Source organism: Sporosarcina sp. So3-204, assembly GCF_058068165.1.
The window spans coordinates 1,836,664-1,863,162 of the sequence record NZ_CM176485.1; the positions used below are offsets into that span (position 1 = coordinate 1,836,664).

Annotated in this window: 19 protein-coding genes and 1 pseudogene; 16 read left to right on the forward strand and 4 right to left on the reverse strand. The window is 35.3% G+C overall.

Features of this window, described 5'->3' with window-relative positions:
* Positions 1–169 precede the first annotated feature (169 nt).
* The gene (locus tag AC3RV6_RS08895) at positions 170–625 is read left to right on the forward strand and encodes a hypothetical protein (protein WP_489749082.1); all 456 of its coding nucleotides are present in this window, start codon (positions 170–172) and stop codon (positions 623–625) included.
* Positions 612–1,163 carry a hypothetical protein gene (locus AC3RV6_RS08900; protein ID WP_489749083.1) on the forward strand — a complete coding sequence of 184 codons (552 nt, stop codon included), beginning with the start codon at positions 612–614 and terminating at the stop codon, positions 1,161–1,163. Before AC3RV6_RS08895 ends, AC3RV6_RS08900 begins: the two co-directional genes overlap by 14 nt.
* A 63-nt stretch (positions 1,164–1,226) precedes the next feature.
* On the opposite strand, the gene AC3RV6_RS08905 is transcribed toward AC3RV6_RS08900, so the two are convergent.
* The gene (locus tag AC3RV6_RS08905; RefSeq protein ID WP_489749084.1) at positions 1,227–1,883 is read right to left on the reverse strand and encodes a ribonuclease H family protein; all 657 of its coding nucleotides are present in this window, start codon (positions 1,881–1,883) and stop codon (positions 1,227–1,229) included.
* Between the two features lie 115 nt (positions 1,884–1,998).
* On the opposite strand from AC3RV6_RS08905, the gene AC3RV6_RS08910 reads away from it, so the two are divergent.
* Positions 1,999–2,367: a rhodanese-like domain-containing protein gene (locus AC3RV6_RS08910; RefSeq protein ID WP_489749085.1), complete on the forward strand. Its 369-nt coding sequence runs from the start codon at positions 1,999–2,001 to the stop codon at positions 2,365–2,367.
* A gap of 133 nt (positions 2,368–2,500) precedes the next feature.
* Here the strand turns inward: AC3RV6_RS08910 and AC3RV6_RS08915 are convergent, their stop codons facing one another.
* Positions 2,501–3,997, reverse strand: a complete 1,497-nt coding sequence (locus AC3RV6_RS08915; RefSeq protein WP_489749086.1) for a glycine betaine uptake BCCT transporter — start codon at positions 3,995–3,997, stop codon at positions 2,501–2,503.
* A 345-nt stretch (positions 3,998–4,342) separates the two neighbouring features.
* On the opposite strand from AC3RV6_RS08915, the gene AC3RV6_RS08920 reads away from it, so the two are divergent.
* The 3 genes from AC3RV6_RS08920 (at position 4,343) to AC3RV6_RS08930 (ending at position 5,692) form a co-directional block, all read left to right on the forward strand.
* Complete coding sequence (locus tag AC3RV6_RS08920; protein WP_489749087.1) at positions 4,343–4,546, forward strand: cysteine-rich CWC family protein; 204 nt, start codon at positions 4,343–4,345, stop codon at positions 4,544–4,546.
* Positions 4,547–4,617: 71 nt separating this feature from the next.
* Positions 4,618–5,115, forward strand: a complete 498-nt coding sequence (locus AC3RV6_RS08925) for a YehS family protein (RefSeq protein WP_489749088.1) — start codon at positions 4,618–4,620, stop codon at positions 5,113–5,115.
* A 226-nt stretch (positions 5,116–5,341) separates the two neighbouring features.
* On the forward strand, positions 5,342–5,692 hold the full coding sequence (locus AC3RV6_RS08930; RefSeq protein ID WP_489749089.1) for a DUF6568 family protein: 351 nt from the start codon (positions 5,342–5,344) through the stop codon (positions 5,690–5,692).
* A 197-nt stretch (positions 5,693–5,889) separates the two neighbouring features.
* Here the strand turns inward: AC3RV6_RS08930 and AC3RV6_RS08935 are convergent, their stop codons facing one another.
* Together AC3RV6_RS08935 and AC3RV6_RS08940 are read right to left on the reverse strand one after the other, a co-directional pair.
* On the reverse strand, positions 5,890–7,635 hold the full coding sequence (locus AC3RV6_RS08935; protein WP_489749090.1) for a GMC family oxidoreductase: 1,746 nt from the start codon (positions 7,633–7,635) through the stop codon (positions 5,890–5,892).
* A 15-nt stretch (positions 7,636–7,650) separates the two neighbouring features.
* Entirely contained in the window at positions 7,651–8,472 is an 822-nt protein-coding gene (locus AC3RV6_RS08940; protein ID WP_489749091.1) for a gluconate 2-dehydrogenase subunit 3 family protein, read from the reverse strand.
* 399 nt (positions 8,473–8,871) lie between these two features.
* On the opposite strand from AC3RV6_RS08940, the gene AC3RV6_RS08945 reads away from it, so the two are divergent.
* From AC3RV6_RS08945 to AC3RV6_RS08990, 10 genes and pseudogenes are all read left to right on the forward strand, one after another.
* Positions 8,872–10,056: an IS256 family transposase gene (locus tag AC3RV6_RS08945; protein ID WP_489746041.1), complete on the forward strand. Its 1,185-nt coding sequence runs from the start codon at positions 8,872–8,874 to the stop codon at positions 10,054–10,056.
* A 367-nt stretch (positions 10,057–10,423) separates the two neighbouring features.
* On the forward strand, positions 10,424–13,858 hold the full coding sequence (gene metH, locus AC3RV6_RS08950; RefSeq protein WP_489749092.1) for a methionine synthase: 3,435 nt from the start codon (positions 10,424–10,426) through the stop codon (positions 13,856–13,858).
* Positions 13,859–14,109: 251 nt separating this feature from the next.
* The gene (locus AC3RV6_RS08955) at positions 14,110–14,454 is read left to right on the forward strand and encodes a DUF378 domain-containing protein (RefSeq protein ID WP_489749093.1); all 345 of its coding nucleotides are present in this window, start codon (positions 14,110–14,112) and stop codon (positions 14,452–14,454) included.
* Between the two features lie 195 nt (positions 14,455–14,649).
* Positions 14,650–16,002 (forward strand): annotated as a pseudogene (locus AC3RV6_RS08960) (transposase).
* Between the two features lie 666 nt (positions 16,003–16,668).
* Positions 16,669–16,962 carry a WXG100 family type VII secretion target gene (locus tag AC3RV6_RS08965; protein ID WP_489749094.1) on the forward strand — a complete coding sequence of 98 codons (294 nt, stop codon included), beginning with the start codon at positions 16,669–16,671 and terminating at the stop codon, positions 16,960–16,962.
* Positions 16,963–17,030: 68 nt separating this feature from the next.
* The gene (gene yukD, locus AC3RV6_RS08970) at positions 17,031–17,270 is read left to right on the forward strand and encodes an ESX secretion system protein YukD (RefSeq protein WP_489749095.1); all 240 of its coding nucleotides are present in this window, start codon (positions 17,031–17,033) and stop codon (positions 17,268–17,270) included.
* A gap of 13 nt (positions 17,271–17,283) precedes the next feature.
* Entirely contained in the window at positions 17,284–18,618 is a 1,335-nt protein-coding gene (gene essB / locus AC3RV6_RS08975) for a type VII secretion protein EssB (RefSeq protein ID WP_489749096.1), read from the forward strand.
* 42 nt (positions 18,619–18,660) lie between these two features.
* Positions 18,661–23,142 (forward strand): type VII secretion protein EssC, encoded by a 4,482-nt coding sequence (gene essC / locus AC3RV6_RS08980; RefSeq protein WP_489749225.1) that lies wholly within the window; start codon positions 18,661–18,663, stop codon positions 23,140–23,142.
* The gene (gene esaA / locus AC3RV6_RS08985) at positions 23,139–25,985 is read left to right on the forward strand and encodes a type VII secretion protein EsaA (RefSeq protein WP_489749097.1); all 2,847 of its coding nucleotides are present in this window, start codon (positions 23,139–23,141) and stop codon (positions 25,983–25,985) included. The genes essC and esaA overlap by 4 nt, the downstream gene beginning before the upstream one ends.
* Positions 25,975–26,490 (forward strand): type VII secretion EssA family protein, encoded by a 516-nt coding sequence (locus AC3RV6_RS08990; protein ID WP_489749098.1) that lies wholly within the window; start codon positions 25,975–25,977, stop codon positions 26,488–26,490. Before esaA ends, AC3RV6_RS08990 begins: the two co-directional genes overlap by 11 nt.
* Positions 26,491–26,499: the final 9 nt, after the last annotated feature.

The following is a 26,499-nucleotide window of genomic DNA, read 5'->3' on the forward strand; positions in this document are numbered from 1 at the left end:
CGGTGTTATTACAGGATTCGAGAAAGTGTTTAAACTTACGATATTTTTCGCAGGGGTATAGATTTTAGAAGCTATCTTTTGTAACGATTGGTAATATGACCTATATGTTATAATTGAAAATATTAAAGAAGACATACATTCAACTTCGAATTAAAAAGGAGGTATATTTTTGCAAAGAATAAATCAAGCAATAGAGTTGAGACGGGATGGGCAAATTACTGCATCTACAGTATTATTAAAAACAATTGAAACCAAGGATGGACGTGTTCATTTTGAGTGTGCGTGGAATTATAGTATTCAGGCGAATGTACAGCAAGCAATCTATCATTATGAACTAGCAATTGCACAAAGTTTATCAAAAGAGTTGAAACGAAAAGCCTATATGGATCTTGCTTTTAATTACTTTGAAGAGATGGAATTTAAAAAGGCGGAACAACTACTCAATAAAGCTTTTTACGAATTCGATGATTTCGGTGCTGTTCGTTCAATGTTAACGATTATAGACTATAAGCTGGGTCATTCAAAGGAAGCGATGGTTGATCTTATGGGCCTACTACTAGAACCAACGATAAGTAAAGAAATAAGGAAATACCGCAAGGAGCTAATGTATTATGTGCAAAGATAAAGCGGTTATTGAAAATGTACAGGCGGATTTGGATGGTGTCGGGGTAGGTTATTTCGATACGGGAATTTGTTGTCGATACGACCGTTATGATTTGTATTTTAATGTTGAAGATAAAGAAGTGAGACGTGCTGCACTTACGGCTTTTACAATGATGCTTGGTACATGGCATGCAGGGAGTTGTTTCAGTTTCACACCACAGCATTTAAGAAAATTTGATGGTGGTTTTAATGATGAGGATTGGAAATCTCAAGAATTGCATCATTATATTAAAGCATTCGTTACACATCACCAAGCATTCAAAAAAGATTTTCCGATTCTTTATGAATTCATTGTTTGGTTTTTCATTCACATAGAAAATGAGTGGTTATTGTCATACGAGGAAGAATTTCCAGAATTGGATCCTAATTGGGTTAAGCGTTTAAGAGAAGAGGTCTTAGTGCCGAATAAGACGATTGAAACGCCATCCATGAAAGACTTTTTTATTGAAACAGGGCTTGAGCCATTCTTTTTATCGGATATTCTTGAAGAAGAAGTATAAACTATTTTTTCAATAAACAGACTAAATAAAATGTAAGTTGAATAAGCATTCAACCGTTTTTATTTAATTTACTTCACTCGTAGCAGTGATTTCTACGCCGTTTAACGCTTGAGTTGCTAGTCGATCTGCTTCTGTATTCAATTTACGTGGAATTCTTTTGTATTCTGGGTCGATGTCCAAGTCTTTTAGCTTACCGTCAATTCTATCGGCCCAACCTGCTAAAACAATTTCAAGTACAGGCCATTCGTCCGTTATTTGGTTAATGACAACCTGGGAATCGCCAATAAATAGTACTGGTATATGATGAACATTTAAAATTTCGAGCTCTTGAATACATAAATAAAGGGCTGCATACTCAGCTTCATTATTCGATGTAAGCTCAACCGATGGCGCATTTCTTCGCAACCGAAATGATTTACCGCTTTGTTCATAATAGATGACGCATCCTAAACCAGCTTTCTTTGTTTGACGATCAAAACCACCGTCAAAATAAACGGTTATATTATGTGGTTCTGTTTCGATTTCTTTTAAATAACTTTTTAACTCTTTAACGGTCCATTTATTATCTAAATTGTCAATAAACCATAAACTCTTCAAACGACCAGTTCTCTCTATATCCTCTGCATAAAGTAAAGCTTGTGCAGCAGGTAACTCATCTGAATGAAATTTAGTTTCCATTCCTTTAGGTGTTTTATAAGTCCATTCAATTCTTAATTTCATTATTAATCCCCCTCGCTAGTCATATGAATATATCATTTATATAAGATAAGTTTACCCAATCTCTGTTATATTTAAATAGTGACATGAAAAGTATTTTTGAAAAGGAGTTATTAATATGCATAAAGTAAGTTCGATATTAATTATATTAATCTTTTTGTTAACCGCATGTAATCCATCTTCGAGCGAGAAATATGAAACGATTAACCTTGATGACATTGAATCCAAGGTTGAAGAGGGCTATGTTGTTGTGGATGTACGTGAAATTGATGAATTTAATAATGGCCACATTATTGGTGCGATAAATAAGCCTTTATCAGTAATGAAAAATAGTGATTTCGTTGGTCTTGATCAAAATCAAAACTATATTATTATTTGTCAAAGTGGCAATCGATCCAAAGAAGCGAGTGAAATATTGATTAGTGAAGGGTATCAAGTTGTAAATGTCTCAGAAGGTATGTCGACTTGGACAGGGGAAGTTGAGTAAGTAGTTGATTACATGTAGAAATAGAGCGATTTAAATGAAGTAGTTAATTCCATTTATTATTGGTTTTGTATTATTCATATGAAAAGAGACCAACCACTATGATATTCACATCGTAGTAGTTGGTCTTTTTTTGTTATTTCTGTTTCTTACGAATCAAAACGAGTTCTTCATTCAGTGCCTTCAATAAAGAGAAAATCATCAGTAATATAATGAAGGAAAATGGAAGCGCCGCAATTATGATTGTGTTTTGTAAAGCTGTCAGTCCGTTAACTGAAAGTAAAATAACTGCAATAGCAGATTGTAAGATTCCCCATATTAGTTTAATACTATTCGGTGGCGTCAAAGATCCATATGTCGATTGCATTCCAAGTACAAATGTTGCTGAATCTGCAGATGTGATGAAAAACGATGCGATCAATAAAATTGCGATGAATGAAATAAATGATCCCATAGGTAGGGAACTAAATACTTCAAACACAACTAACTCTGTCGCTACCTTTGATAAATCAGTTAATCCAGTTTTCTGAAGTTCAATAGCAGTAGTACCGAAAGTCGTGAACCAGAACGTACAAAGTATAGTTGGGGCAATCATCACACCAACCATAAATTCTCGGATTGTTCTACCTTTTGAAACTCTGGCGATGAACATACTAACGAATGGCGCCCAAGAAATCCACCATGCCCAATAGAAAATGGTCCATGCATCTAGCCATTGACGATTTTCATCGTTTAACGGTGAAGTTGAAAAGCTCATCTTGATAAAGTTAGTTAGATATCCGCCAAGTGAATCAGTATACATATTAAATATAAGTAGCGTTGGCCCTAAGATAACAACAAAAATGAGCAGCAGAACGGCTAGCACCAAGTTTGTGTTAGATAAGTATTTCATTCCTTTACTAAGTCCACTACGAGCAGAAAGAATAAATAGAATTGTAACGACTGCTATAATAATGAATTGAGACTTTGCCCCAATCGTTACGCCAAATAAATAATGAAGTCCTGCATTAATTTGAACAGCGCCGAAGCCGAGCGTGGTCGCTACACCAAAAGCAGTTGCAAAGACAGCGAGCACATCAACGAGAACGCCCCAAGGACCGTTCATTTTATTGCCAAATATCGGCTTCAATGTTGCTGAAATTAATCCAGGTTCGCCTTTACGAAATTGGAAGAAGGCAAGAGACAAACCGACAAAACCATACATTGCCCATACGTGGAAGCCCCAGTGGAAAAATGACTCCCTTAATGCCTCTTTATAGGCTGCTGGTGTGTTCAATTCCTCGGAAGCTGACATAACAGCATAATGTGATAGTGGTTCAGCAGCGCCGTAGAAAACAAGTCCTATACCCATTCCTGCGGAGAATAACATGGCTATCCAAGAGATTGTAGAAAACTCTGGTCTATCAGTGTCTTTTCCTAATCGAATTTTGCCAAAAGGACTGAAAATCAAAAACACACTAATAATGACTAAAAAAGTTAATAATAATAAGTAGAACCAGCCGAATCCTGATGCAACGAGATTTTTAATTGTTCCTGTTTGTTCAGCAAAGCTGTCCGGCGCGAGTACACCGTATCCAACTGCCAAAATGATTAATCCAATTGTGATGTAAAATACATTCGATACTTTTCTCATAATTCCCCCTGTTGTACATTTTAGTTTTGCGGTTATTAACTATATCAATAAAACTTATTAAATGCAAAAGAACTAAAAATAGAAATTAATTATGAAAACTCATTCAATTTAATCAACTATTAAAATCTAATTGTTTATAGTAAACTTTTAATAATAAGGATTACCTAGAATTCTATAAGTATTCGTTTAAACAGTGTTAAGATTAGATTTAGTTCTCGTTTGATTTTTCTATGAAAGATTTGCTATACATTCATGAACAATGTTTATTGCAAGCGAAAAAATATATATAAAAACTGTTGTAACAAGGTATAATGTTATTGACGGATTTTTAAAGGGGATTTATTAGTGACAACTAGAACAGAGGAAGCTGAGAACTGTCCGCTTTGCAATAGAAGTAATAACTGCTGCAACTCACTTGATAAGTCATTAGGCACTTGTTGGTGTAATGATGAAGTCTTTCCGAACGGTATTTTTGAGCTTGTACCAGCAGAGCTATTAAGAAAAAAATGTATTTGTGAAAACTGTTTACAAAAGTTTAAGGATCAATGAAGATGGATTTAAAGTACTAAGTTTTGAAGCGTTTAAGAAATACAAATTGTTAGGTTACAGGAGGTTTAACGATGAATAACAACGATATATTAATTAGACTTAGGTATGCGTTAGATTTAAAAGATGTAGAGATGCAGGAGATATTTAAACTGGGTGGCATAGAAATAACGAAAGAAGATGTACAAGAATTACTCAAGAAAATAAATCATGATATTGAGGGAAATGAAGAAAGTATCATTTGTACCAATGAGATGATTGATGCTTTTTTAAATGGTTTTATTATTTACAAAAGGGGCGTACAAGAACCAAAACCTGGAGAGGCCAAAAGACAAGTACCTAGTGGCAAAAGTCATGAGAGTGTAAACAATATCCTTATGAAGAAATTGAAAATTGCACTTTCATTAACGAGTGAAGATATGCTTAATATTTTGGAAGACGCAGGCGTCATCATAACAAAAGGCGAATTAAGCGCTGTATTAAGAAAAGAAGGACATAGTAATTATAGAGTGTGCGGCGATAGATATGCGAGAAATTTATTAAAAGGTTTAACGATAAAAAATAGAGGATAAAGTTTGGGTGTCCAGTAGTAGAATCATTTCGAATGGTTTTATTGTTGGGCACCCATTTCTTATTATTTTGGAGGGATTTATATGTCAAATGAACTCATCACCTTTAATGAAGTTTAATTTTTGTCTTTTACAACTATTTTTGATAAGATTGTACATTCAAATACAATTTAGTCGAAAACTTATACATTGTTGTATAATAATTACATAAAAGAATGGAGAATGAGCGATGATTAATACCTATGAAGAAAATGTAGCTGGTTTTGATAAAGTGGATTCCGCAAAAATACAGGAATTGGTAAAAGGGGAAGCCGAAGCTGTAATCTATATTGGCAAGTCAGTATGTCCCTTTTGTCAAATATTTGTTGAAAAGCTAAAAAGAGTTGCTGAGAACACTGATACACATATCTATTATGTAAATAGTATAGAAAGTTCTGATATGAAAGGTATTTCGGCCTTCCGTAAAGAATACAACATTCCAACGGTTCCAGGTTTCATCTTTACTAAGGGTGACAATGTAAATGTGAAATGCGATTCATCAATGTCAGAAGAAGAAATTAAATCTTTTATAAATAAATAATTAATTAATTAATTTAAAGTTACAACAAATAATGTAACACAGCTACTTATTTTGGAATTTATATACTAATCAAGAATAAAGTTAATAATATAGTTGATATAAAAGAAAAAGGGATTAAAACCGTAATGGTTTTAATCCCTTTTTTAAGTGTTTTGGATTTATTGTAAAGAAGATATCCTATATCGGGCTCGTTTTTATTAAGAATTAACGCTAGCTTTTTTTGCTTCAGCTAGTTGTCCGCCGTTTTTAAGGAACAAGTCAATACCTTCAGCAGCACGGTAACCTAAAGCTCCGATTGTTGCTGTAGGGTGATGTCCACCGAAGTGAGGGAATGCAGATCCGCCGACAACGAATAGATTATCAACATCCCACATTTGTAGGTAGTTGTTTACTGCAGACGTTTCAGGGTCAGCACCCATTACTACGCCACCTGCATAATGTCCACCTTGATAGACATGGTTAAATTCGTCAGGAGGGATATCAGCATCAACGATATCAGCACCCATTTGCTCCATAATACCTACACACTTCTCAATACCGAATTTGGCTATATTACGGTCTTGATCCGTATATTTAAATGTTACACGAAGAAGTGGATCTCCATTAACATCTGTATAAGTAGGATCTAAATCTAAATAGTTGTGCCACCAAGACATGATTGCCGGTGTAAACCATGTAACAAGATTACGGTTAGCATAGAAAAGTGAATTCTCTTTAAATTCAGCTCCCCATTTTTTTGTACCTCTAGGAACATGATTTGTAGCAATCGCTGCGTCACCATATTGTCTAAGTTCGATACCGCCACCATTAATGAAATCTAAATCTGTATGGTCAAAATTGTCAGCGTTAAAATCACCAAGAGCGCCACCTAGTGCACCAGCACCCATAAATAGATTGAACTTTTTCTCTTTAAAGTATCCACGTGCGCCTAAAAAAGTTATGTCAGTTTGGGCATTAAAGTTTCTACCGATTACACCTTTTCTAGTCTTAGGATCATACGGAATACCAATTTTAGAAAGCAATAATAATCGGTTATTTGTTATTGAGAATGCCGCTAGAACAACTACATCAGCAGGCTGCTCGTATTCAATCCCCGTAGCATCATCAATGTAAATTACACCTGTTGCTTTTTTACCGTCATACACGACGCGGCTAACATAAGCACCAGTTCTAACCTCGTAGTTACCAGTCTTTTGTGCAGTCGGAATTACTGTAGCCAAAGGATCTGATTTTGCAGAGAAGTCACATCCGTAGTTCGTACAGAATGAACAATACATACATTCATTCAGTGTTTCTCCGTCTGGATTTGTATACGTTTGTGACATGTTACCGGCAGGTACTTGATAAGGATGATAGCCTAGTTCTGCTGTAGCTTTTTTGAATAAAGCAATTGCAGGTGATTCCTTAAGTGGGGGATTTGGATAATCGCTTGAACGCTCATCACCAAGTGGATCAGGTTCACCCGAAATTCCCGCAGTTTTTTCCCAACGGTCATAATACTTTTCAAATTCAGAATATGTAATACCCCAGTCCTGTAACATCATACCTTCAGGAATCTTACCTTTACCATAACGTTCAACAGTTTTACTGTAGATTTCAAAATCATAAGGATGGTAACGGTAAGTAGCTCCAGCCCAGTGAACACTACCACCACCAAGGTCGGTTCCAGCCATGAATTCATTTTGATTTCGAACTGGTAATGCTGTATCCTCAATATTTACACGAGAAGTAATTGTTTCAGTGGAAAGGTTTTGCATCATTTCAAATCGATTTGCGAACCGTAGCTCATCTTTAACACCCGTATAATCTTCTCTATCTGCAGATACCCCACGCTCTAATCCTAGAACTTGATAACCTGCTTTAGATAGTTCGGCAGCGATTGTTCCGCCTGCCCATCCTGTTCCGACAATAAGTACTTGTACTTTATCTAACTTCTTAGCCATATAGTCCACCTCCGATTAACTAAACTTTTGGTAATCTTTCAAACTTACTGGAGCCATTTTAACGAACTCTTTTGTTTCAATCTGATCCATATAACCCATAACAGGACCTGGATATTCTTTCATTATCCAGCCCGCCATATCTTTATTACCGCCGTATACAGGATCTGAATATGCGCCCTCTATTGTTAGCTTTAATAGTAAATAGAAAAATGCTGGAGAATCTATTCCGTTCATCGCAACTTTATTTTCTTCGAACATTGTAAGAATTTCATCTTGCTGTTCTTCGGTTGCATCAATAAACTTCATTTTGAATTTTTCTTGTGCTGTTGCATCAATTTTACGAAGCCCTTGCATAATAATTTCGCTTCTCTTCAGTTTTGTTTGGTACCTCGTTGATGGAGTAGGAACTTGAACCTCCGAACCCGGACCCGTTTTATCTTGTGGTGTTGCATTGATTGCGATTCCACCATTTGAAATAAAAGGACCTTTCGTATATTCCTTAGCGTTCATACCATATGGTCCAGCTAATTGTTTGTCGATGAAATAAGGAACACCTAATTCAATTGCACCTGGGCCATTCTTATCTTTCGGCAAAAAACGTTCTGTCGCTGCAGAAAGAACATCAAAATCTGCTCTCCGACTAAAAAACATACGGGCTTCAGTTAAAACTGGAACAGCTGCTGTATCGACTACTCCGGGTTTTTGTAACTGGTTTGTTAGTAATCCTCCAAAAAGACCTCCACCTACAACGCCACCAGCTACAAGACCACTGTTTTTAAGAAATTGACGGCGGCTTAAGCCTTTTTTAGTATCTGGATTTGATGGGTTATTTGTCATTCAGCATTCCTCCTAATAAAAATTGTTGAAATCAAAGCGTGTACCTATTATCCCCAACGCTGTTATTAATTAAACTGATTTTAAAAACGTATTATGTAGTTTTTAAAGTGACTTAATTATGATTTTAGTAGCATATAATTGCGAAACTTAATCTATAAAAAAGAACTAGTTTAAATAGTGCCGAAAACAGATAAAGCAATCATTTCACTATTAATAAATGAACTATATTACTCTATCACAAAATATGCTTTAATAATATACAAATATTATTTTATATTTATATAGTGAAAGTCAAAGAGAGTGTAAAATATCTTGTGTAAATGAATAAATGCAAAAAGGAAGACCTTTTCTTGGTAGAATTAAGTCACCACAACCAATCCTAGAAAAGAGGCCTTCCCTATGACTCAGTTTACAACAGATATTGTTCAAGCACTAGTACAAAAACAAGATATTACCGAGGTTTTTCGTTCACATCTAGAAACAGCGATAAATACTTTACTCACAACTGAGCTGACGGCATTTTTAGATTATGAAAAATATGACCGTATCGGCTTCAATTCAGGAAATTCCCGCAATGGATCATATGACCGAACGCTCCATACTGAATATGGTGACCTTCAGGTCAAGATTCCTCGTGATCGTAACGGCGAGTTCAAACAACAGACAGTCGCGCCTTATAAACGCTCAAACGATACACTTGAATCTTTTGTCATTCACATGTTTCAAAAAGGCGTGACTATGTCAGAAATCGCAGATTTAATTGAGAAAATGTACGGTCATCATTACACACGTCAAACAATATCGAATATGACACAAGTAGTAGGTGAACAAGTAGAAGCCTTTAATAGAAGGAAGCTAAGTGCGCGCTATGCCTGTGTTTATTTAGATGCAACTTATATTTCTGTTCGACGTGAAACTGTTTCTAAAGAAGCTGTTTATATAGCTGTGGGCATTCGTGAAGACGGCTCAAAAGAAGTGATTGCCTACACAATCGCGCCGACAGAATCAGCTTTCAATTGGAAAGAGCTCCTACTAGAAATAAAGGAGCGTGGCGTAGAAGAAGTTCTGCTCTTTCTTTCAGACGGCTTAACAGGCATGGTGGACACAATTGCGACTGCATTTCCTAAAGCTGAATTCCAAACATGTTTAGTGCATGTAGCACGTACGATTTCACATAAAGTGCGGGTTGAAGATCGAGCTGAAATTTGTGAGGATTTCAAAATGGTTTATCGGGCTGATAATAAAGAAGCCGGTCAAGTTGCATTAGACAAGTTCTGTTCAAAATGGAAAAAATCGTACCCCAAGGTGACGAAATCACTCGCTGCAAATGACCATTTACTTACCTTCTACAGCTTTCCGAAACCCATTTGGCGCAGCATATACTCAACGAATTTAATCGAGTCATTTAACAAGCAAATTAAGAAATATACAAAGCGAAAAGAACAGTTTCCCAACGAAGAATCACTTGAACGTTTCCTCGTTTCCCAGTTCGAAGATTACAACCAACGCTTCCTCACACGATGCCATATCGGTTTCGATCAAGCGCGCGCTGAGCTGGCTAATATGTTTGAAACAAAAGAATAATAGATAGTTTATTTCAGAATAAAAGGTGATTTCCAAGAAAGTATATCCTGTTCATCAAGAGAAAATCGTATGGTTTAGAAGTTGTAAAAAAATAAAAGTGACAGTAACTATGAAAAGGTTGGATTGTCATTTACACATAAATATTGACACTCCCAAGTCAAAATAAACTGTATAATTATGATATAGATATATTGACAAGTAAGGCGATACAATGAAATAGTATTTAAATTTACGCTACATTCAAACTTATTTCCTTTAATCCCGGTAAATAATGCTGTTTACAAAAAGTTTCAGTGCCTACAAACCATTGATCTTTATACATATCTAATGAATTACAATAAATTTAACAGTAGAGAGAGATGATTTAGTGTCAAGTGAATTAATTAAAAATGAATTAGAAAAAAGAATTCTTATCATTGATGGCGCAATGGGTACAATGATACAAAACGCTGATTTATCACCAGATGATTTTGGCGGAGAAGAATATGATGGATGTAATGAATATTTAAATATCGTCAATCCTAAGATCATCGAAAGAATTCATCGTGAGTATCTAGCTGCAGGTGCCGATATTATTTGTACAAATACTTTTGGGGGTACGCCAGTCGTGTTGAATGATTATGATTTAGGCGACCAAGCGCATGAGATTAACTATCAGGCTGCGAAGTTTGCAAAAAAGTGTGCGACAGAATTTTCTACTTCAGAATGGCCGCGTTTTGTGGCGGGTGCAATGGGACCAACGACAAAAACACTATCTGTAACAGGCGGAATTACATTTGATGAATTAATGCATGACTTTTATATACAAGCTAAAGCGTTAGTTGAAGGTGGAAGTGACTTAATTTTACTGGAAACAAGCCAAGATATGTTAAATGTGAAAGCAGCGACAATTGGTATTAAACAAGCATTTGAAGAAGTTGGAAAAGAACTTCCAATTATGATTTCAGGTACGATTGAACCAATGGGCACAACTTTAGCTGGACAATCAATAGAAGCTTTTTACATTTCTATTGAGCATGTTAAGCCGCTTTCAGTTGGTCTAAATTGCGCAACAGGTCCTGAATTCATGACAGATCATCTCCGTTCACTTTCAGAGTTATCCGGAGGCTTTGTTAGTTGTTATCCAAACGCAGGCTTGCCTGATGAAGACGGACATTATCATGAGTCACCTGAGTCACTTTCCAAGAAATTGAAAGGTTTTGCAGAAAAAGGATGGCTGAATGTTGTTGGTGGCTGCTGTGGTACGACACCTGAACATATAAAGGCAATTCGTGAAGCAGTAAAAGACCAAGCGCCACGCAAACCGTCAGAAACTAGACATGGCCACGTTTTATCTGGCATTGAGCCGCTTGAATACGATGAATCCATGCGTCCGTTATTAATTGGAGAACGTACAAATGTAATTGGTTCTAGAAAATTTAAACGGCTTATTATAGAAGGAAAGTTTGAAGAAGCATCTGAAATTGCGCGAGCGCAAGTTAAGGGCGGGGCACATGTTATTGATATTTGTCTAGCGAATCCAGACCGGGATGAAGTAGAGGATATAGTCCAATTCATGAAAGAAGTAGTAAACAAAGTAAAGGTCCCACTCGTAATTGATTCCACGGATGAAATAGTAATTGAAGAGGCTTTAAAGTATTCACAGGGAAAAGCAATTATTAATTCCATTAACCTTGAAGACGGAGATGAACGATTTGACGCGGTAATGCCGCTTGTGAAAAAGTATGGGGCAGCTGTTGTAGTCGGAACCATTGATGAGGTCGGAATGGCGGTTACTCGTGAACGGAAGCTTGAAATTGCTGAAAGGTCCTATGAATTGTTAGTGAATAAATGGGGACTTGCGCCAGAAGATATTATTTTTGATCCGCTTGTTTTCCCGGTCGGTACGGGTGATCAGCAATATATTGGATCTGCGGTAGAAACCATTGAAGGCATTCGTTTAATTAAGGAAAAGTTACCACGTAGTTTAACGACTTTAGGTGTAAGTAATGTGTCATTCGGACTTCCTTTAGTCGGGCGTGAAGTACTGAATGCTGTATATTTATACCATTGCACGCTAGCAGGTCTTGATTATGCAATTGTAAATGCTGAGAAACTTGAACGATTTGCTTCAATTCCTGAAACGGAAATTGCGATGGCCAATGAACTTTTATTTACAACTACTGATAAAACACTTGCTGATTTTACAGCCTTTTACCGTGACAAGAAGAAAGAAAAGACAGAAGATGATATTCCTAAAACAGTTCCAGAACGTCTCGCTTATTACATCGTTGAAGGTACGAAAGAAGGCTTAATTCCTGATTTAGATGCAGCTCTTGAGATGTATGAAACACCTCTGGATGTGATAAACGGACCGCTGATGAAGGGAATGGCAGAAGTAGGGCGCTTATTCAATGATAACAAACTTATCGTTGCAGAAGTTCTTCAAAGTGCGGGTGTGATGAAAGCATCTGTAACTTATTTAGAAAACTTTATGGAGAAAAAAGAAGATGATTCCGGTAAAGGTAAAATCGTTTTAGCTACTGTAAAAGGTGATGTTCATGATATCGGAAAAAACTTGGTTGAAATCATCTTAAGTAATAATGGTTATAAAGTGATTGATGTCGGTATTAAAGTGACACCTGCAACATTGATTGATGTAATTCGTAAAGAAAAGCCTGATATCATCGGGTTATCTGGTCTACTTGTTAAATCTGCGAAACAAATGGTTATTACAGCACAAGATTTTAAAGAAGTTGGTATTGATGTTCCAATACTTGTTGGCGGAGCGGCATTATCTCGTCGATTTACAGAAACAAAAATTTCTGCAGAATATGATGGTCCTGTGTTATATGCGAAAGATGCGATGTCAGGTCTTGATTTGGCAAATCGTTTGCAGAATGCGGGCGATAAAGTAGTTTTACTCGAGGAGCTTGGGATTCAGCAAGAAAAACGTAAGATTGCAGAAGAAGTACGTGCCTCTAAACCTGTTGCCGTTCTGGAAAGACCTGTGAAAACGGTCCGTGAAGATGTACAAGTGTACAAGCCGAAAGATCTTCGTCGACATGTGTTGAAAGATTATTCAGTTGCTCATCTTCATCCTTATGTCAATATGAGAACTTTGATTGGCCATCATTTGGGTCTGAAAGGTTACAGTGATAAATTGTTAGAACGTGGAGATAAACGCGCTACAGAACTTCATGAGCTCGTAACTGGATTTTTACGTTCTGGGGTATTAAAGCCACAAGGTATGTATCAATTTTTCCCGGCACAAGCAAATGGGGATGATGTCATTATATATGATCCTGCGGATGCTAAAACAGAGATTGAACGCTTTACTTTCCCACGCCAATCTGTGGAACCGTTTTTATGTCTAGCTGATTACCTTAAAACAGTGGAAAGCGGCGAAATGGATTATGTATCTTTCATGCAAGTAACAGCAGGACATGGTGTGCGTGCTGAAGCGAATATATTAAAAGAACAAGGAAAGTTTTTGGAAAGTCATGCACTTCAGGCAACTGCACTTGAGTTAGCTGAAGGATTTGCTGAAAGGATTCACCAAGAAATACGTGATCAATGGGGATTCCCTGATGCAACAGACTTTACAATGCGAGACCGTTTTGCAGCTAAATATCAAGGGCAACGTTTTTCTTTTGGTTATCCAGCTTGCCCAAATTTGGATGATCAAGCAAAATTATTCGGTTTGATAAGACCTAAAGATATTGATGTCCAGTTAACAGAAGAATTTATGATGGAACCAGAAGCATCAGTATCTGCCATGGTATTTGCACATCCAGATGCAAGATATTTTATAGTTAATTAATTTATATATACCACCAACAGACTCTCAATTTGTTGGTGGTATATTTTTTAATTAAATTTTTTTATGTATGAAAAAGCTAATTTGGCAAAAGATAATAATGAAAGTGGGAAGGAGTTTAATGTTAACCAATTCTAAAGGCTTACACAAAAATGTATTACTACAACAGAATTGGTTTTGTCTACCTGTTTTTATGGTCAATATTTAATTATTTATTTCCTGATTTTCAATAAATTTTGAGGAGGTGTTTATTTATGGGAGCGATGAGAAGGATTGCTTTAGCACTTGTGATAATTGGCGCAATTAATTGGGGTCTAATCGGATTTTTTAAATATGATCTGGTAGCCTCGATATTTGGTGGGCAAACTGCATTCATGTCTAGAGTAATTTATGCATTAGTTGGATTAAGTGGACTGGCTTGCTTAGGAATGTTGTTTGAGCCGAGTGAGGAAGTGGAAAAAGATTTAAATCAAAGAAAATTTAATAATGTCAATTATAATACCGAGTTCGGAAAAGAACCAGACTTTAAAAAGCCTACTGATTTTAAAGAAAGGAGTGCAAGCAATAAAGGTCAAAACCAACCAAAAAAGAAAAAGTAATTAAATAAATTCCTTTCTATGTCGCCTTAAAATGACATGGGAGGGAGTTTTTATTTGTAATTTATACATGAATCAATTTCATATTTCTGAGCCCTTGGGGCTCTAGGTGTTAAATCACAAAAAAATAGAGCACCTCCCCAAATCCTGTATAATGAGAGTTACCACACACACATTAACAGACTGGAGAAATGCTCTATGCCTATTATACGACAAGAAAGCCTGTTTGACATGCAAGTTTTATTCGACTTGGAACCTACCCATCGATTTAATTCGATTTTGTCGGTTATTGACATACATCCCATCCTTGACGTGGTGATGAAAAAGTCTCGTTTTGGACCTAAACAATCACTTAATTATTCTGCTATGATCTATTCGTTGGTTATTCGAATCACCGAACGCATTCCATTTATTAAGGACCTTGTAAAGCGTCTCACTACAGATTTACGGTTTAAGGTTGATTGTGGATTCTTAGTATCTGATGAGATTCCATCGGAAGCTTCCTATTCCCGTATGATTGCATCCATTAGCGAATCTGATACTTTAGAAATCGTTCAAGAACGTCTTCTTCTCCAAGCGATAACAGAAGGTTTCGTATCAGATGAAACGATAGCTATTGATGCAACACATGTTGAAGCGCGTGATCGTGCTCCATTTAAATCGGATAAAGTTAAAAAAGAACCCAAAAAGCGTGGCCGAAAAAAGAAAGAAGAACATGAACAATGGCTAGTTGAAAAAGCTGAAAAGGAAGCGAACCTTCCGCTCTATGAAAAGAAAATTGAAAATCAACTTGATGCATCCCTATTGGAACTTCGTTCCTCTGTGCCTATTGAACCCAAATGGGGAATAAAGAAAAACAGTGAAGGGAAGAACATCTTTTGGTATGGATTTAAATGTCATCTAGCGGTTGGGACGAAAAGTCAATATATTCTTCAATCTCTATTTTCTTCAGGCAGTCTTAATGATGGAAAAGCTGCAATCTCATTATTAAAAGGTACTAAAGAACGTCTACCTTTATTAAAAATAAACTACGTAACAATGGATGCAGGTTACGATTACAACCCAATTTACGAACAAATTTATCGTAACGGATCGCAATCTATCATTGCTTATAATAAGAAGAATGAACCTGAGCCTATAGGCTTTGATAAATATTTCACACCGACATGTGTTCGAGAACATTCGTATCGTTATGATAGCTTCGACAGTAAGTATCAAACACTGAAATACACACGTCCATTGGAATGTAAGAATTGTCCACTCGCTACTGATACTTTATGTCAGAAGGTTTATAAAAAGAAAATCACTGATGACCTGAGACGTTACACTGCGCCAGCACGTGGCTCAGTAAAATGGGATGAAATTTAAAAGGAACGAAGTTCCGTTGAACGTGTAAATGCATACCTCAAAGGATATTTTCTATTAGAACAGATTTATCATTGTACTGGTGAAAAAGCCAAGGTTCATTTTGATTTAGTTCAAATCGCGTACAACGCTAGTAAACTTGCTGTTGATCGACTCCTTCAACTTCAATTATCTGAAACAGCATAATCAGCTACTTCATTCGTTTTTTTAAGAAATCATTTTTAATTCTGTTTCTATATGATTTTTTAAAAGTACGCATTATGAAATTGATTCACATAGTAACTTTCAGAAATATTTAGAGTTTTAAACATTAAATACAGAATTCTACAAAAGCTTCAAAGTATATTATTTTAAATAAGAGAGGAAATATTCTGTTTTTAAATATAAATACAGTATTTATCTCAAATTCAAGCCATACACCTTCTAGTTAAGTATATAAAAATCTATCAATAGTAGCGATTTGTAACTCTTTTTAATAAAGTGAGCAAAGTAACTTCCAACTAGGTAACTAATGTACTATAGTAACTGAATTTATTATAGCTATGAGACTGACTTGGAAGCAATATATTTGTTTTGAATTCATATAAGGACTATATGAGTGGTGTCAATTAACCTATGTATAAATCATGTTATATGGTTAACTTTGACAAAGTATATTAAGTTTGGTATTTATAAGAAGTAGTAAAGTAACATACATGGTAAATAGAGAAGTGGTGCAATTAAGTTTGGTTTGGTAAATTGTGGGTAAACATTAGAAAGCGAGTTTTTTTAAAGACTCTTCAAAATTATATTAGCTGCAATTTCTAATGTTTCATTAGAACAAAAACTCGATAATATTAAGGGGATGTTTTTATGTCAGGAATTATTCGCGTAACACCTGCTGAACTTTCAGCTATGTCAACTCGTTATACACACGAATCAGGGGAAGTAGCTTCTCAAATTGGACGTTTAGATGGCATGATTGGTGAATTACAATCAATGTGGGAAGGTGCCTCTAGTGCTGCATTTGCTGAACAATACGAACGCCTAAAGCCACACTTTAATGAAATGCGTGAATTATTAAGCGAAGTTGGAATTCAACTTAACCGTGCTGGTGAATCGTTACAAGACGCAGATCAGCAAATTGCTAGTCAAATCCGTGGATAATTGATAATTTACTAGTTGGGGCGTCTTTCAATATTTAAGACGCTCCATATTTGATGAGGTGAATAAATATGTACATAGAAATAACAGTTGATTTAGAAAAATATAATGGAGTTGTTTTTGATCTTCGTCTATCAAACTACCTCACAATTAAGAAATTAATAGACATTGCGTGGCAAGCACAATCTATTTCAGAGAAACAGCGTGAAGGACATTGGATTCGGGTGATTAATAAAAATAAATTATTTCCTGGTCACTTAACATTAGAAGAATGTTGCATTTTGTCCGGCGATCGACTTGAAATAATATAAAGGGGATATCATGATGTCCGAAAAAGAGAGTAGTTATCTACAGCGGTTATTGGATGCAGATATTAATGTTGAAGAAAATAAGTCGACATTTATTTTTCAAAAAGAAAGAATTGGATTAAAGAATCGTGCTGAAATTGATTTCTTATTGAACGAAGAATTGAGATTTAAAAAAGACATTAGCATTACTGATGATGAAGTAATAATTAGTACCGAAATGCCGAAATTATTTATGCGCTTTGAAGAAATTAGGAAGCAAGATGAAAAATCAAAATGGATTTTTGCTTATCAACTAGTTGATATGACAAATAGTTTTCCTAATGGGCGGTTAACGCAAGTTGTTTGCCCAGAAAATTTAGTATTTGATACTGGTATGACACCTTTCTACATTCATCTTGGTGTACGCGACAGTCTCCCCCCATTCGTGGAAGATGGTGAAAGGGTATGGCTTGAAACTAAAGCTGTTATTGCTGCAGTGTTAGACAATACTAAAACCTTTGAAGAATATGTAAAGTATTTTGAAGCTTTGGATTTGAAAGTCACTACTTCATCGATAATGTCGATGGAGGATAGTCATTCTCTAAAGAATTATATAAAAGAACAAATTGAGCAAGTTGAGAAAAAAGAGAAAAGCTTTGAAAAGATACCACTTAAGAGATGGAAGTCGTTTAAGATCCTGACAAGTATTATTAGCATATTAATTATTCCTGCATTTATATTTATTATTTATACATTTATATATGAAAAACCTAGAAATGAAGCTTATTTAAACGGCCATGAAGCATACTTAATGAACAAATATAGTGAAGTCGTTACGATTCTTGAGTCACAAAGGATAAAACCGATGCCTTATGTCGTACTCTACGAGTTAGCGCATTCTTCTGTCGTTAATGAACGTTTAGATGAGGAACAGAAGCGAAATGTACTTAATAATTTAACTTTGCTTACAGATGAGGAGTACTTAAAGTATTGGATTTACATAGGTCGTGGAGAAGCGGAAAAAGCCATTGATTTAGCTAGATTAATGGAAGACGGGGAACTTATCACATATGGTTTATTAAAAAGACGCGATGAAATTCAATCTGAGAAAGATCTTACCGGAGAAAAAAAGGAAGAGTTATTAAGGGAAATTGATGATGAAGTGAAGGAATATGAAAAATTAATGGATGAAAGAGAACAACTAAAAGAATTGGAAAATGAAGAAGTACTAGAAAAGGAAAAAGAAAAAGAACAAGCTCAGCAAAAAAAAGCAGCAGATCAGGAAGAACTTGAAAAACAAGAAGAACTTAAAAGAAAAAAAGAATTAGAACAAGAAAAAGAGGAAACAAAAACAGAAAGTCCTACACCATAAATAATTTATATTAGAAAAGAAGTAAAGAAGGAAGTGCTGAATATTTTACTACTTTGGTTATTTTATGACCGTCATTACCAATGCGTGGAATTTAACGAATATGATTTCACAAAAATGATGTTTGGTTCGGATATTAGCTATGATGTAACCATACAATCTTTTCCTTTCCCTCATGGACCAATGAGTTTAGAAAAAGGAGAAGATGGTTTTTTCGTTTTAGAAGGAGGAAAAGAACTTGGTTTTCTGACTAAAACAAATTCAGTCGTCGTTCCTAGAAAAGGAAGAGAGTTAAAATTAGTCCTTACACCTTCTCAAAGAAGGCTGAAAACATACTATCTAGGTTATGAAAAGGAAATTTCTTTTGGTTCTAATACACAACAAGCTTCTATTAAATATGATTCGAATCAAATTGACTATCACAGTGATGGTTTTACATTATTAAAAACTATACATGGCTGGCAAATTGATATACCTCCAACATGTAAACTTTATGTGAATGGGATGGAGCGTATAGGTAATTTTCAAATACAAATTGGGGATTTAATTCTATGGGCTTTCATGGAAATCCAGTTACAGAAAGAAGATATTATACACGTTTCATCTGTAGCCAATTTAAAATCAGAATTACCAATTGTGGAACTACCGCAATCTGAGATGGCTAAAATGTTTCCTAATTATAGACGTACACCAAGAATGATATATGAGGTACCCGACGACAAAGTTACACTAACATTTCCTTCTCAAGAAAGTGAGGATACTGGACGTGGATTATGGCTCATTATTGCTCCTCCACTTGTTATGCTCGTCGTAATGGGATTAGTAGCTTTGTTAATTCCGCGCGGTATTTTTATAATTATATCCATTTCAATGTTTATGATGACTTTGGTTACTTCGACATTTCAATATTTTAAAGACAAGAAAAGAAAAAAAATAAATGAAGCCAAAAGAATTCGCGTGTATACGGCATATTTGAAAAATATGCGAGAGGAGCTTTATACTTTATCTAACAAGCAAAAAGAAGTTTTAGTACACCATTATCCTTCGTTTGAGCAAATGAAGATGATGACTAAAAACGTTTCAGGAAGAATATGGGAACGGTCTTTAGAAAGTCACGATTTCCTGGATATTCGATTGGGAACCGGGGATGTACCTTCGAGTTATACCATAAGCTTATCGTCTAGTGATCTAGCAAATAGAGAAATTGACGACTTATTAAAACAATCACAACAGATGGAAAAAGTCTTTAAGAAAGTATCCAATGCGCCTATAACTGCTGCACTATCGAAAGGTATTTTAGGCCTTGTAGGTAAAGAGTCTATTCTTCAAAAAGAACTTTCTCAAATAATTGGTCAACTTGCTTTCTTCCATAGTTATCTAGATGTTCGATTCATTCATATTTTTAACCACAAGGATTATGCACAAATGGAATGGATGAAGTGGCTTCCACATTTTTCGTTGCCAGATATGCATGCAAAATCTTTAATTTATAATGAAGTAACAAGGGATCAGCTCTTATCATCTATCTACGAAATGATTAGAGAACGTGATGTTGATGAAAATAAAGGTGAAGTGAATTTCACCCCACATTTAATATTTATAGTTTCTGATTATTTACTTATTTCAGAACATGTAATCTTAGAATTTCTAGAGGGGAAAAGTCATGAAGAGCTAGGAATATCCGTTATATTCACTGCCTCTGCTAAAGAGAGAATTACGGAAAATGTTCATACACTTGTGCGCTATGTAAATGCGCGTGAAGGGGACATTATTATCAATGAAAAAAGAGCAGTAGAGATTCCTTTCATGATAGATAGCTATTCTAGCTTAACAAATGAAAGTTATGCTAGGTTGTTAAGGAATTTAAACCATCAAGTAGGTGTCAAAAATTCAATACCGAACACCGTAAGTTTTCTAGAAATGTTCGGTGTTAAAGATGTTAAAAATCTAGCAATTGAAAATAATTGGTTGGAAAATGAATCTGCCAAATCACTTGCAGTACCTGTTGGCTTTAAAGGTAAAGAAGATCTCGTTGAACTAAACTTACATGAAAAAGCACATGGACCACATGGACTTTTAGCTGGTACAACAGGTTCGGGTAAAAGCGAATTCCTACAGACTTATATTTTGTCGCTTGCTGTAAATTTCCATCCTCATGAAGTCGCTTTCTTATTGATTGACTACAAAGGTGGTGGAATGGCTCAACCTTTCAAAAACATTCCACATTTATTGGGAACAATTACAAATATTGAAGGTAGTAAAAACTTTAGTATGCGCGCACTTGCTTCTATTAATAGTGAATTAAAACGACGACAACGTCTTTTTGATCAACATACTGTGAGTCATATCGATGATTATACGAGTCTCGTTAAGGAAGAAAAAGCAGAGGAACCATTGCCGCATTTATTCCTTATATCTGATGAGTTTGCTGAATTAAAAAGTGAAGAACCTGAATTTATTCGAGAACTTGTCAGTACAGCAAGAATTGGACGTAGTTTAGGTGTGCATCTAATTTTAGCAACACAAAAACCAGGAGGCATCATTGATCAACAGATATGGAGTAACGCTCGTTTTCGTGTTGCATTGAAAGTACAGGATGCAACAGATAGTAAAGAAATCTTGAAAAATAGCGATGCTGCTTCAATTACAGTGACAGGTCGTGGCTATTTACAGGTAGGAAACAATGAAGTATACGAATTGTTTCAATCTGCTTGGAGTGGTTCACCGTATCAAGAAGAAAGCTTTGAGGGCGAAGACGAAATTGCGATTGTTACCGATTTAGGTTTAAATCCACTTTCAGAAATTGCATTAAACATAGGAAATAAGAAAAGTAATATAACTGAAATTGAAGCAGTGACAGCCGAAATCGCCGCTACTCAAACTAATATGGGTATTCAGAAATTGGCAAGTCCATGGCTTCCACCACTTCCGTTAAGAATAGAGAGAAAAAACGAAAACATAGAAGATTCTTCATTAATTGCAATTGGTTTAATTGATGAACCTGAAAAGCAAAGTCAAACTACGATGCATTATCAGCCAATGATTGATGGGAATTTAGGCGTATTCGGCTCTTCAGGATACGGGAAATCGTATACACTATTGACAACTCTATTAGGAATCGCCGAAAATTACTCATCTGAAGAAGTTGTCTTTTATATTTTAGATTATGGGAATGGCTCACTCTTACCATTGCGCCAACTTCCACATACTGCAGATTACTTTACGCTTGAAGAAGAATTAAAAAGAGATAAATTAATTTCTTTCATTAAGAAAGAAATTAGTTCTAGAAAAATTGCCTTTCAACTATCAGAGGTCAATAATATCAATATGTTTAACAGATTATCTGAGATACCTTTACCACTTGTTTATATAATAGTAGATAATTACGATATTGTGCGTGAAGAAATGGAAGATCTAGAAGCACAGTTAAATCAATTTGGTAGAGATGGACAATCGCTTGGTGTATATCTTTTTATCTCTGCAACGAGGGCACAAGCAGTTCGTCAGTCCCTTATGAATAACTTGAAAACAAAAGTTGTCCATTATTTAATGGATTCTTCAGAAGCATTTACCATTGTAGGACGGCTTCCGTTTGAGTTAGAACCTTTTCCAGGAAGGGCAGTACTAAAAAAAGAAGCCTCTTATTTTACACAACTTTATATGCCTGCAAAAGGTAGTAATGATTTTGATGTGTTAGAAAAGGTAAAAGAAAAAGTAGCCGATTTAAAAGAATTTTATATCAATTTTGGGCAACCAAAACCGATTCCGATGTTACCGTTTGAACTATCTACAACTACTCTGTCGACATATGTTGAGAATGAAGTCATTAAGTCAGGCTGTGTCGCTATTGGTCTAGATGAAGATAGAGTAGAACCAGTTTTGATTGACTTCAAAAGAAATCGACATTGCTTGTTAATAGGACAAGGACGACGAGGAAAAACGAATATGTTAAAAGTAATGATTCATACGTTGTTGGATCAACAAAATGGTTTTATAGCAATTTTTGATTCATTCGATCGAGGATTATCATCATTCGCATTTGATAAAGATGTGAACTATTTAAATACAAAAGAACAAATATCTGATTGGTTAACTGGAGTAGAGCAAAATTACATTGAAGTAGAAAAGGATTACTTATCTCGAATTGATTCTCAACAAGTAAACAAGGAATTAGTACCATCCTTTTTCATTATCGATGAATATGCGAGGTTTTTACAAGTTGTAGATATAGGGATTCAAGATCGTTTGGTAAAACTAATGAAGAAGTATTCGCATTTAGGATTTAATGTCATTGTCACTGGAACGAATGCAGAAATTACGAAAGGCTATGATGTATTCACCAATGAATTAAAACTAGTACGCCAAGCATTGCTCTTTATGAAAAAGTCAGAACAAACGTTGTATACCGTTGCATACGAACGTAAGGAACAGGATCTTCCGATAGGCTACGCCCATTATATATTGAACGGTAGTGATTTAAAAATCCAAACACCGATTTGCAAGATTGAAAGGAAGTTACATCAATGAACAATAGGAAAAGAGCAATAAAATTGGGTGCTGCTGTACTACTCATATTAGCTGTCCCAATACTGTTTTTTCAATTCTTAGGAGGAAGTCTCCTTGAAATGAATGGCCCTCAAAAACGCGTCATTGCAATTGTCAATGAAGACTTGGGTGATGCAAAGGACCAAGAAACAATTGAGATGGGGAAAGATGTTATATCCATATTAGCTGACGAATCCCCCTATGAATGGAAAGCGATGGGCCGTGGTTCTGCAGTTAACGGACTAAAAGCAAATCAGTATGAAGCTATAGTATATATACCTTCTGACTTTTCAGAAAATATAATGTCATATGAAGAAGATAATCCGAGGAAAGCAGAGTTTTCCTATCAAGTTCAGCGTCAGAAAACAGGTACAAATAAAGAGAAAGTCTTACATGAGATTGAAGCTGCTACAAATAGAGTGAACCAAAAAGTATCTACTTTATATTGGAGTTATGTTGCATTAGAAATGGATTATATTAAAAAGGAATTCGCGACAATATTAGATAAAGAAACAGAATTTTTAACGGCGATGTCTTCCTATTACAAACCAGGTTCTGCAGAACTTGCTGAAGAAATGACGAAACAAAAGGAGCAGGTAGAAGCTTTACGTTCAACTATGGGTGAGGCAAATCAAGCTCATGATGACCGCGTTCAAAATGTAGATTCCTTTAGTCAGCAGTTTTCTGAGTTCATAACTTATGTGGATAAATACAAGGGATTTCAGGATCAGCAAAAAGACATATTAGTACAAATACAAGGCGATAGCTTGGCTAAAGTTCAAGCAGCGGCTACGAAGCAAATTAGTCAATATAATAAATCAGTGCTTTCATTAGAAAACAGTACAAGCAAAGTAAATGATGAAGTTAATAAAATGAATGAAAAAATTGATGAAAATAAAAACAAGTTTAATAAATTATCTGAACTCCGAAAAGAACAAGTTAATCGTCAGATGGATGATTTGCTCGTTGTACAAGGTAAAGCAATTGACCGTTATAATACGACTATTTTAAATAAGCTTGAAAAACAAATTAAAGCAGACAAAAGTAATTCTATCGTTCCAGCAGGAAGCATAGCAGGTTTACCATCCACAGAAGATTTATTATCAAAGAATAAGCAAATAGCAGAAGAAGCAGTCACAAAATCTAACCGTACTTTTACAGGACTTCTGGCAGAACAGGAAAAAGCCAAAGAAATTATATCTTCACTTGCAACGTTAAAAGAAAACGTTCAGAAAAAAGATCCTGAATCAACAATGATAGCGGAACTTACTCGACTAGAAACAGAATTAATGACTGTGACGAACGAACTCGCTATCCAAGAAAGTTTGTTAAGTAAAACAGAAAAGGACGATGCAACTGATTATTCAAATGCATCTGCTGCATACGATGAGTTACTAGGTTATTATAATAAATTAAATGAGGAGTACCAAACTGTTCAACAAATCTTAAATTCATATCCTGCTGATACAGCAAGACTATTTATGGAAATAAAAGATAAAGAAAACTCCTTATTAGAACATGATTCACTGACAAATGAAAAGAAAATTCAATTAGAAGAAATCTTTAATACGGGTAACGTGGAAAGTGATATAAAATCATTACTTGCGTATTTTGCTACACTTCAACAATTTGGTTTAACTTTAGATGAACAAGGAAGCGGAACACATAAAGATGAATTATTAAAAGATGAAATCTTCAAGGCGTTATTAAAAAGCGTAGTGGAGATTGATGAAGAAGAACAAAATGGATGGGCTTCACTTGAGGATGAAATTCCTGGAACACAGCTTGGATTTATCAAGTTAAACTCCACTTTTGCAGCCATTATGTCAGGCTTTGAAGAGTCGATGGAAGAACAACATGCGGCCTTAACAGGTGATTTAGCAGCCATTACTGAACAAGGAAATGTTTTGCTTTCACAAATTAATACACCATCGACATATATTCCATCAGGAGAGCCTGTTCAAACAGTAAATGAAGGTGCGGTAATGTCCGAGCAGCAAAATGTTGGAACGCAGCTCGTCAATTTAAGTAGCCTCATGAATTCTATGTCACAAAAACAAGATGGAATCGTTTCGTATGCAAAAGATTTAAATGGTAAAGCTAATAACATAAAAGATACATCAGCTTCATTCAGTAATAAATGGGATATTAATGTGAGTGCTATGGGTGACTTTAATCAAGACATTAAAGATTTTCTTTCAAACACGTATATTGACGGACAGGAAAATGGCTATGTATTTAATCACTTAGTAAATCCATTACAAGTAAAAGGAGAAGCAACTGCGTTGGATGAACTTAAAAAAGTCCCACCAGTAATTCTTTTCATCATATTGCTTATTAGCAGTTTATTAATCGGTTTCTTTTCTTATAGATTACAGGTGGGAACATTCAAATTACGACTCGGATTATTATCAATGTTAGCTATCGTTACAGGTTTACTAATTAGTTTTTATAGTGTCAATATGTATGTATTGAGAGATGAACGGGCAATTGAATGGACCATATTCACTATTTTATTATTATTAGCAGGTGCTTCCTTTATATGGTTAGCATTGGGTTATGGTCAAACAACCGGATGGCTTGCGGGCTTAATTCTAATGTGCATTTACATTACACCACTTCTCATCTTAGGTGTTCCCGAACTTACAATACCAGACTTACTATCAAATGTGTATATGTCCTTTAAGTATGAACCTGAGACACTATTTGGATGGAGTACAGCTATCGTAATAACTTTCACAATAATTGTCCTTTCATTGTCATTCTTTCAAAATAGAAAAATAAAAACTGAAACTGCTTCAGTAGATGAAACGTATGAAAGTTAACTCCATTTTTCCAGTATTTCTGTTTATCGCAATTTCTTCTGTAGCTACAAGTTCATTAGTTGATCAGCCAGAATCGATTGACAATGTTGAACCATTTGTCTATGAGAAATTAAAATTTAATAAAAATACAGATTATTTACATGATGAAAAGAAAATTGAAATGAAGAATACCATCCCAGTCAAGCAGTTTGAAATCCTTTTTGACGGCAGTAGAAAACTGCCGTCAAAGCAGGATCCTTCATATCTTTTCCGTGAAGCTGAACGAGGTGTAAATAGTACGGTCGCAGCAAGAACATCCGAGATTGGCCTATTTACTCAAAATGAAGAACATCAGAAAATAAGTCCACAATTTAATCCATTTGCGGAACAACCTAAGGGCAATGGATTCAGAACAATTATTTACATCACATTAATTTCTATTAGTTTACTATTAATGTTCATCTATTTTATTCCAAAGATTTTAGTGGAAACTAGTGATAAAGGTAGCAAAGTAAGTAGAAAATAAGGGAGGGAT

Coding starts and splice junctions, on each gene's coding strand:
- AC3RV6_RS08945 (WP_489746041.1), top strand. CDS start 8,872: ATGACTCAGTTTACAACAGATATTGTTCAAGCACTAGTACAAAAACAA.
- AC3RV6_RS08940 (WP_489749091.1), bottom strand. CDS start 8,472: ATGACAAATAACCCATCAAATCCAGATACTAAAAAAGGCTTAAGCCGC.
- AC3RV6_RS08990 (WP_489749098.1), top strand. CDS start 25,975: ATGAAAGTTAACTCCATTTTTCCAGTATTTCTGTTTATCGCAATTTCT.
- AC3RV6_RS08905 (WP_489749084.1), bottom strand. CDS start 1,883: ATGAAATTAAGAATTGAATGGACTTATAAAACACCTAAAGGAATGGAA.
- AC3RV6_RS08900 (WP_489749083.1), top strand. CDS start 612: ATGTGCAAAGATAAAGCGGTTATTGAAAATGTACAGGCGGATTTGGAT.
- AC3RV6_RS08965 (WP_489749094.1), top strand. CDS start 16,669: ATGTCAGGAATTATTCGCGTAACACCTGCTGAACTTTCAGCTATGTCA.
- essB (WP_489749096.1), top strand. CDS start 17,284: ATGTCCGAAAAAGAGAGTAGTTATCTACAGCGGTTATTGGATGCAGAT.
- AC3RV6_RS08930 (WP_489749089.1), top strand. CDS start 5,342: ATGATTAATACCTATGAAGAAAATGTAGCTGGTTTTGATAAAGTGGAT.
- AC3RV6_RS08925 (WP_489749088.1), top strand. CDS start 4,618: ATGAATAACAACGATATATTAATTAGACTTAGGTATGCGTTAGATTTA.
- AC3RV6_RS08955 (WP_489749093.1), top strand. CDS start 14,110: ATGGGAGCGATGAGAAGGATTGCTTTAGCACTTGTGATAATTGGCGCA.
- AC3RV6_RS08915 (WP_489749086.1), bottom strand. CDS start 3,997: ATGAGAAAAGTATCGAATGTATTTTACATCACAATTGGATTAATCATT.
- esaA (WP_489749097.1), top strand. CDS start 23,139: ATGAACAATAGGAAAAGAGCAATAAAATTGGGTGCTGCTGTACTACTC.
- yukD (WP_489749095.1), top strand. CDS start 17,031: ATGTACATAGAAATAACAGTTGATTTAGAAAAATATAATGGAGTTGTT.
- AC3RV6_RS08935 (WP_489749090.1), bottom strand. CDS start 7,635: ATGGCTAAGAAGTTAGATAAAGTACAAGTACTTATTGTCGGAACAGGA.
- AC3RV6_RS08910 (WP_489749085.1), top strand. CDS start 1,999: ATGCATAAAGTAAGTTCGATATTAATTATATTAATCTTTTTGTTAACC.